Below are 7,622 nucleotides of genomic sequence, written 5' to 3' on the forward strand. Positions count from 1 at the left end.
TGGGAGGGCATCATTGTGACAATGCCATTTTGGAACTATGTGGTCAACTGTTTGCTCACTTGTTTTACCCTCTTTCAAGTATTTATAGGAATTTAAAATGGTAGTTAATATAATTCCTCCATGCTAAAACTTCATGTATGGGAAAAAGGGGGAACTACTGAATCTCATTGACCTCTGTCCAAAAAAAGGAGCCTTGCACATAGCAACATACATGAATTATTGTATGTTGCCACATGTAAAGCTTTTAGCAGGTTAGCACTTTGTTAGTTTATTTAGGCTCTAAAAGCTCATCTAGATTTTCAAGTGCTGCTATAAAGCCATCTTTAAAGCCCATCTCAATAATTTTCTCTAGATCGGCTAAGGTGTCAAAAGATAACTGGATATCTACTAAAGTTGTGTCTGTGTTTTGAGTAAAATTTGTCTGCCACTTATTTTGAGGCAGTTCTTGATTAATCACGCCTTGCTCATCACAAAAGCCATCAATGGCTAGGTAACCCTTTAATGTTGTAATGGATTGATAGTCTGTTCTTGCCCAATGTTGTTCTCCTTGTGGGCCAATCATAGCATACAGCCAATAGCCACCATCCCGAAAGTCCATTGTTTTGGTTTTAGCTTTCCAAGGTTTAGGTGCCCACCATTGGTCTAGCAGCTCGCTTTGGGTCCAGGCAGCCCATACTTTTGCAAGGGGAGCCGCAAATTCTCTACCGACGTTGATTGTGTTGTTTTCTTTATCAACGTCAAATTTCATTAAAAGACTACTTTTCATGATCGTGTGAATTTAAGTGAGTTAATAGATTGTCAAGTTGAGTAAAGCGGTTCTGCCACAGTTGACGGAAGGGTTCTAGCCATTGCCAGGCTTCTGATAGTTTCTCGGCTTGCAAAGAACAATAGCGTTCTCTGCCTTCCTGAGTGATGGCTATCACCCCACATTCCTGTAATATTTTCACATGGAGGGAAATGGCTTGCCTGCTCATGTTAAACTGATGGGCTAATGCATTCACGTTTTGTGATTTGCTAGCCACAAGTCGAATGATCTCTCGTCTTGTGGGGTCGGCTATAGCTTGAAATACATCTCTTCTGGGTTCCATAACATAATAGGCAAGTATGTGCTTGCAAATTTATACGCAAGTATTCACTTGCGCAAACATTTATCTGTTTTTTTAGAAAGTTTAACTTGTCAGTTCTAAAGTTTGGGTAAGAGCTGGAAAGAAGATAGATGATCTTAATTAATTTATAAAACTTTAAAGTCACAAGAAAGGGGCGGTTAAAATAACTACATCTTGTTATTGAATTACTCATTTTTTTTAACTCGATAACTTTTACTTTACTTGTTCTTAAACCGGACAATAGAGTGTCCGTTTCCGTACACCCGCCTGATGCATTTAACTTCAAAAACTGCTTTTCCTGTCTAAGCAAGCACCCTATCTGCAATGGCAAGCGATTTGATCAATTTCATCTTTGAATCACGAAGAGGACATTTTGAATTTATATAAATGACACACGTATGTTATACAGTTACATAAAAATTGCATTCCGGAATTTCATGAAACGGAAAGTGTTTTCTGCTATCAATATAGTTGGTCTATCTATCGGATTTTCCGTATGTCTCATCTTATTGTCTTTTGTAGCCTTTGAACTTAGCTATGACAGACATCATCAAAAAGCTAATCAAATTTATCGGACTGTATCTTCTTTTTATATCAATGGAGAATTGAGAGGAACTTATCCTCTCTCTGATTTTGGACAAGGCCCTGCACTCCTAGCAACTATTCCTGAGGTCAATAGCTTCGTTAGAACTCACCTTATTCATGGGGGTGCTGTCATTAGTACTAATGACAGCCCATCCAAACGCGTCCAGTTCTATGAGGACGGGAACATACAATATGTTGATTCCAACTATTTTAAGATGTTTACTCACCAGACCATTGAGGGCAATCTTCAAAGGGCACTAGATCAGCCAAATGCAATTGTTCTCACAGAAAATGCGGCTCGTAAGTATTTTGGAAACCAAAAGCAAATTACCGGAAAGGTGTTGAATGTATCAGGAAGCTGGTGGACAAATGGGGACTACATCGTAACCGCTGTCATTCAAAATGTTCCAAGTGCTTCTCATTTCAAGTTTGACTTTTTGATCCCTACACATTCTTTACTACAAAGTGAATTCTATAAGTCCAGCAGTGGAAGCAGTACGGAAGGCAATTTTGTAACCTACCTCGAATTAAGCGAGAGGGCAGACTTAGAAACACTGCAGAATAAATTACCCTCATTTATAGAAAAATACCAGGGAGAGGAACTCAAGAGAATAGAAGGCAAAGCTTCCATAATGCTTCAACCCCTAACAGATATTCATTTAACCCCTGGATACAATCTGGAGATGAGCCCTACCATCGGTATGGATACGTTGTATTTTTTTATTGCCGTTTCCATGCTGGTTATACTGCTTGCCTGGATAAATTATATTAACTTGACAACGGCCCGGGCTACCGAACGGGGAAAAGAAGTGGGGATAAAAAAAACCCTCGGAGTTCAACGGTATCAGCTTATCTCACAGTTCATAACAGAATCATTACTCCTTCATGTAATCAGTGGACTTTTGGCTATTGGCATTGCGTATGTACTATTACCCTTTGTTGGTCAGGTGGTCAATAAAACGCTTAGCTTGGATTTTGCCAATCCTAACCTCTGGATTGCCTTTTGTGTTTTTACTTTCCTTGGAAGTTTTATAGCAGCCATCTACCCTTCACTAGTTTTATCTTCTTTCAAGCCTATTACCGTACTGAAAGGTATGAATGCTAGTCATTCCAGGAAATTCTCTTTACGTCATGGGTTAGTTGTATTTCAATTTTCAATTTCAATTTTGATAACAGCCGGTACCTTTGCCGTAACCCGACAACTTTATTTCATGCAAGCTCAAAATAAAGGGTTTGATAGTGATAAAATGCTTGTCATAAAGGGGCCAGGATCCATTACTGACTCCAGAATTGAGAACAGGGTAGCTTCCTTAAAGTCCCAGCTAGTGAATCTTTCAATGGTAAAGCAGGTAGCCACTTCTGAGGCCATACCAGGGGGTGGATACAATTGGGGGACTGGCATGCGAAAAGATGGGGTTGGGGTAGAAGAAAATAAAAGCGGAGAAGTTGTATTCGCTGATCCTGATTTTATTGATACCTACAAAATGACTTTATTATCTGGCCGTGGTTGGTATAAGGGTATGCCTGAACAACGAGAGTCAGTTTTACTCAATGAGATGGCGCTGAAAACATTTGGTTTTGATAAAAAGGAAGATGTAATTGGGGAGAAACTGATTGTTGACAGTGACACCTTTGAGATAGCAGGCGTCTTGGAGGACTATCATTGGAGTTCGCTGAAAACACCCATTTCGCCTCAAGTGTTAGCTTCCAGAAAAATATGCGGAGCTTATCTGTCAGTACACCTTCAAAACGCCCATTGGAGGGAATCGATACATCAAATTGAGAAATTATATAGGGCAACATTTCCTGAAAAACCATTTGAGTATTTTTTTCTTGATGACTTTTTTGATAGACAATATGGGCAAGATCAACAATTTCATCAGGTGGTTAGTCTATTTGCCCTCCTTTCAATTATCATTGCATGCCTTGGTCTTTGGGGAATGGCTTCATTCTCCATTAGCCAACGAATGAAGGAAATCAGCATACGAAAGGTGTTAGGCGCATCAACAGGGAGTATTCTTTTCTTGCTAATGAGTGGCTTTCTCAAACTCATTTTAATTGCCAGTATCATCGCCTTACCCATTAGTATCTATGGAATAAATAGCTGGCTGAATAATTTTGCTTATAAGATCAATCAGTCTTGGGATTTATATGCGATCCCTATAACAGTTCTGCTTTTCATTTCAATCTGCACGATTGCTGCCACTACAATTAAAGCCACGCTAACTAATCCGGCAGACAATTTAAAAACGGATTAACAAAAGTTGTATGACAATATATATTGAGAATATACTAACACATTCTTAACCACCCGGAAGCAAGTGCCGCACATGACAACACACACCCAACGCACCTGCAAACGCGGCAATGGACTGCTACCTTTGACTGGAGGGAAATAGAGGCTGGAATTACTTCTTTGAAAATAGAAAAAAAGAACAGATTCAATAGGCATGCCTCTGAAGTTAAAAGAAAGGGGGAATTGTTTTAACTTGCTCTTTGGGATAATTTCAACCATTGCTATCTTTTATGATAATTTGATTAGATAGTAGTTTTTTGGATGGATAGCAGAGTATTAAAAGCAAATTGATATTTGTTGTTTATAGTCTTATATTGTGCTAATGAGTTGTAGCTTACTTACTCAAGTATTTACCTGGTAAGCGGTAGCATACCTGATTAGAGAATTATTCTTTGACTCTCTTCTCGTGATTAGTCATATGAACTTGCATTTATTCATTCTTTTGCTTTTCCTCCCCTTTCTCTCCCATCCACAGGGAGTCGGTAAAAGAGTGGAAATAGCCGGTAAATTTATTCATAGCCATCCTTTCCAGGACAGGATGTATCTGCTGAGCTGGACAGTCCCCTCAGGTATAGCATACATGGATACTATTTACCTGAAAGAGGATGACTCTTTTCATCTGCAGACATATAAAATCACCGGACCTGTGCTAGCAACAATAAATTATCAAAATAACAGAACCCTGGGACCTCGTCTGTTGCTTGCTCCCGGAGATAGCTTGCAGCTATCCATAGATATGCTTGACTTGAAGAATGTGCAAGTCGGTGGTAAGCGCAAAGCGGCTAACAGCTATTTTCTCCTTATCGAGAAAGCCCTAGCTGATTCCTTGTTTGTACAAAAGTATAGAAAACCTGCTATGCTTGCCCAAGCAGATTTTGAAGACTATATCCATAGACGCAGGCAATTATCCGATGCTATCCGAAAGCAGGTATTTGCCAAATCCATTGATGATGCCTATGAGCAAGATTTTGAGCATATGCTTTACCTGGAAACCCAATATGAACTGATGGCACTCGTCCATGATCAGGCTTGGTATACTTCCAAAGCCCCCCAAGCCATGATCGATCGAATACTTGGCAGAGCATGGAAAAAAGAGTTAAATCAGGCAGCCAACCTGATCTCACCCCGATTTCGGAATTTTCTCCAGTATTTACCCCGCTACACCTACTGGGCCACAAACAATTACCGGGTTTCACCTGATAGCATTCCTGCCCTCTACAGGTATGAGTTTGCTATGAAAAATTACAGCGGAAAGGTGCGGGATTACCTTTTGGGTATGTATCTATGGCGTGACATGACCAAATCGCATGCGGCTAAAGAGGACTTTACCCAAATGATGGCTACACTTCAGGTTTACAGGCAGGTTATAGTCGATCAAAAGCTGCTTGCTTATCTGGATACTACCCAGGCTGCTAGGTATGAAGAGCTGGAAAAAGAGCAGACAGCATTGAAGAATGGAGATCAGGCACCTGCTTTTTCATTAAAAGACATTAATGGAAAAAGCTACACCTTGGCAGAGTTCAAAGGTAAAATCCTATATATAGATCTATGGGCGAGCTGGTGTGGCCCCTGTAAAGAGCAAATACCTCATCTGGCAAGACTATATCAGCAATACAAAGCGAGTGATGTGGTCTTCATCAGTATTGCCCTATGGGACCGCTATGCTGCCTGGCAGAAAACATTGCAGAAAGATCAACCTGGCTGGCTACAATTATTTGATGCCACAGATATGGTAGCAAAGGCCTATGGAATACAAGCTATTCCTCATTTTATGCTGATAGACAAACAAGGGAAGATTCTCCAACAAAAGGCTCCTAAACCCAGTGATACAATGCAGATTAAGACCATTCATGATCAGCAGACAGGTAGGTAAGCATAAATGAGCAAAGAGGGAGTAGAGATGTGTTTGCTATATAGTAAATCAAAACTGATCTCTTCCTATTACTGGAAGTATCGTTTTACCACCCTTTAGAGTAACTTTATGTGTAGGCAAGAATAATCATCTATTAGGAAGTTTTTCCACTTGTCTCAGCCATAATTTGTAGAAAAATTGAGGCAACATTGTTGTCAACCTATAGCTGGAAAAGACAAGTGCCTAATGTCTAATATTCCTCATTATACTTGGCCCGGTACTCCAAGGGAGACAGGCCAGTTATTTTCCTGAAAATCGTTCGAAAGGCTTTAACATCCATATAACCCACTTCATACATCACTTCATTGATTGTTTTCCGGCTTGTTTCCAACTGCTTTTTGGCCGCCTCCATCTTTACTCGCTGGATGTATTCTACTGGGGTGTTGTGAGTGGCTTTTTTGAATCGTCTTTCTAAGTTTCTTTTACTTATTGCAAAATGGGCAGCCAGACTTTCAACCGTTAGCCTCTCGCCGGTATTTGCTTCAATGTAGTCCTGTACCTGCCGAATCCCCTCATCCTCGTGATCCTTCTGACCGGCAAATACCACGTAAGGCGATTGACTGCGGCGGTCAATGTCTAACTCCAGGTCTTTTGCACAAATCACCGCCGTTGGCCGGTCATACAACTTCTCGATCAGGTAAAGCAGGAGATTGAAGGAAGAAAACGAGCCGGCAGAGGTATATAGACCCTTTTCCTCCGTTATAATTTTACTGGTCACCAGTTTTACCTTTGGAAAGCGTTTTTGAAATTCATCCGCAGCAGTCCAATGGGTTGAACATTGCTTGCGATCGAGTAAACCTGTGGCGGCCAGCAAAAACGTGCCTGTACAGAGGCTAGCAATTTGGGCACCTAGCCGGTATTGATTTATGAGCCAGGCCAGCAAAGATTGATTCCGAACAAGGAAAGCATCCACTTCTTCCTCCTCGATAGCAGGGATAATGATTAAATCGGTCCGATCCACTTCCTTAAAATGAAGTTCTGGTGTCAGCGACACAAACCCTCTAACAAAGGCGTGTTGCTGTGCACATCCCACGAACTGGATGGTGAACACCGGGTCGTAGCCTTGATCTTCAAAGATTTCATTGGCAAGTTCAAATATTTCGCGGGTACCGACAATCTTCATCAGGTTGGCTTGCCCATCAGGAATTAAAATGGAAAGATGCTTCATGGTAACTCACTAGATGCTAAGGATAGATCGAAATAAACTGGCGTAGATAGCCCCTCATATTGTCGTTTATACACCCTTTCGAAGTCAAAGTAAGACAATATCTTTGCAATGTACTTAATTTTTAAACAATGGAAAAAAGGCACTATACGTTACTGGATTTTCACCGGCCTTTTAAGAGTCCTAATGATTCTGAGCGCCATCCTGAATGTGCTTTGTCCCTGGAGGTAGTTTTTAATCACCTGATTTATCCTGCCTATCTGCTGCCTTTCCAGATTCAAAGTAGGTCAGATCCTAAGGTCAACAAAGAGGTGTCTACAATGACAGGACAGAAAATGTATTTTTCCAGTCTTAACCAGTCCTCTACGCTAAACGTTGATGTAGGCAGTAGAATAAAGGTACCTACACGATCAAATCGCATACCCCCTCCAAGGTCAGTTCAGAAAAGGTGCTTATCCAGTAACTAATCAACTAATATTTACATCTATTACACTCTTCATTTACAGGGCATAAGTACCTGAACCAGGTAGGCTATGCCCAATATTTCTCAACCATCCC

General features: G+C 40.7%; 5 protein-coding genes. 2 read left to right on the forward strand and 3 right to left on the reverse strand.

Annotated elements, in window-relative coordinates:
* Positions 1-268: 268 nt before the first annotated feature.
* Complete coding sequence (locus Q0590_RS24225; RefSeq protein WP_302040202.1) at positions 269-766, reverse strand: SRPBCC family protein; 498 nt, start codon at positions 764-766, stop codon at positions 269-271.
* Positions 756-1,088, reverse strand: a complete 333-nt coding sequence (locus Q0590_RS24230) for an ArsR/SmtB family transcription factor (RefSeq protein ID WP_302040203.1) — start codon at positions 1,086-1,088, stop codon at positions 756-758. Before Q0590_RS24230 ends, Q0590_RS24225 begins: the two co-directional genes overlap by 11 nt.
* Positions 1,089-1,543: 455 nt before the next feature.
* On the opposite strand from Q0590_RS24230, the gene Q0590_RS24235 reads away from it, so the two are divergent.
* Complete coding sequence (locus Q0590_RS24235) at positions 1,544-3,949, forward strand: ABC transporter permease (RefSeq protein WP_302040204.1); 2,406 nt, start codon at positions 1,544-1,546, stop codon at positions 3,947-3,949.
* A 456-nt stretch (positions 3,950-4,405) separates the two neighbouring features.
* Positions 4,406-5,860: a TlpA family protein disulfide reductase gene (locus Q0590_RS24240; protein WP_302040205.1), complete on the forward strand. Its 1,455-nt coding sequence runs from the start codon at positions 4,406-4,408 to the stop codon at positions 5,858-5,860.
* Positions 5,861-6,089: 229 nt separating this feature from the next.
* Here Q0590_RS24240 and Q0590_RS24245 read toward each other — a convergent pair whose 3' ends face one another.
* Positions 6,090-7,067 (reverse strand): GlxA family transcriptional regulator, encoded by a 978-nt coding sequence (locus Q0590_RS24245; RefSeq protein WP_302040206.1) that lies wholly within the window; start codon positions 7,065-7,067, stop codon positions 6,090-6,092.
* Positions 7,068-7,622 lie beyond the last annotated feature (555 nt).

Source organism: Rhodocytophaga aerolata, assembly GCF_030503435.1.
Lineage (GTDB): Bacteria > Bacteroidota > Bacteroidia > Cytophagales > 172606-1 > Rhodocytophaga > Rhodocytophaga aerolata.

Bases quoted from the DNA above. Each gene is read 5' to 3' on its own strand.
- Q0590_RS24235 (WP_302040204.1), top strand. From the start codon at position 1,544: ATGAAACGGAAAGTGTTTTCTGCTATCAATATAGTTGGTCTATCTATC.
- Q0590_RS24245 (WP_302040206.1), bottom strand. From the start codon at position 7,067: ATGAAGCATCTTTCCATTTTAATTCCTGATGGGCAAGCCAACCTGATG.
- Q0590_RS24225 (WP_302040202.1), bottom strand. From the start codon at position 766: ATGAAAAGTAGTCTTTTAATGAAATTTGACGTTGATAAAGAAAACAAC.
- Q0590_RS24240 (WP_302040205.1), top strand. From the start codon at position 4,406: ATGAACTTGCATTTATTCATTCTTTTGCTTTTCCTCCCCTTTCTCTCC.
- Q0590_RS24230 (WP_302040203.1), bottom strand. From the start codon at position 1,088: ATGGAACCCAGAAGAGATGTATTTCAAGCTATAGCCGACCCCACAAGA.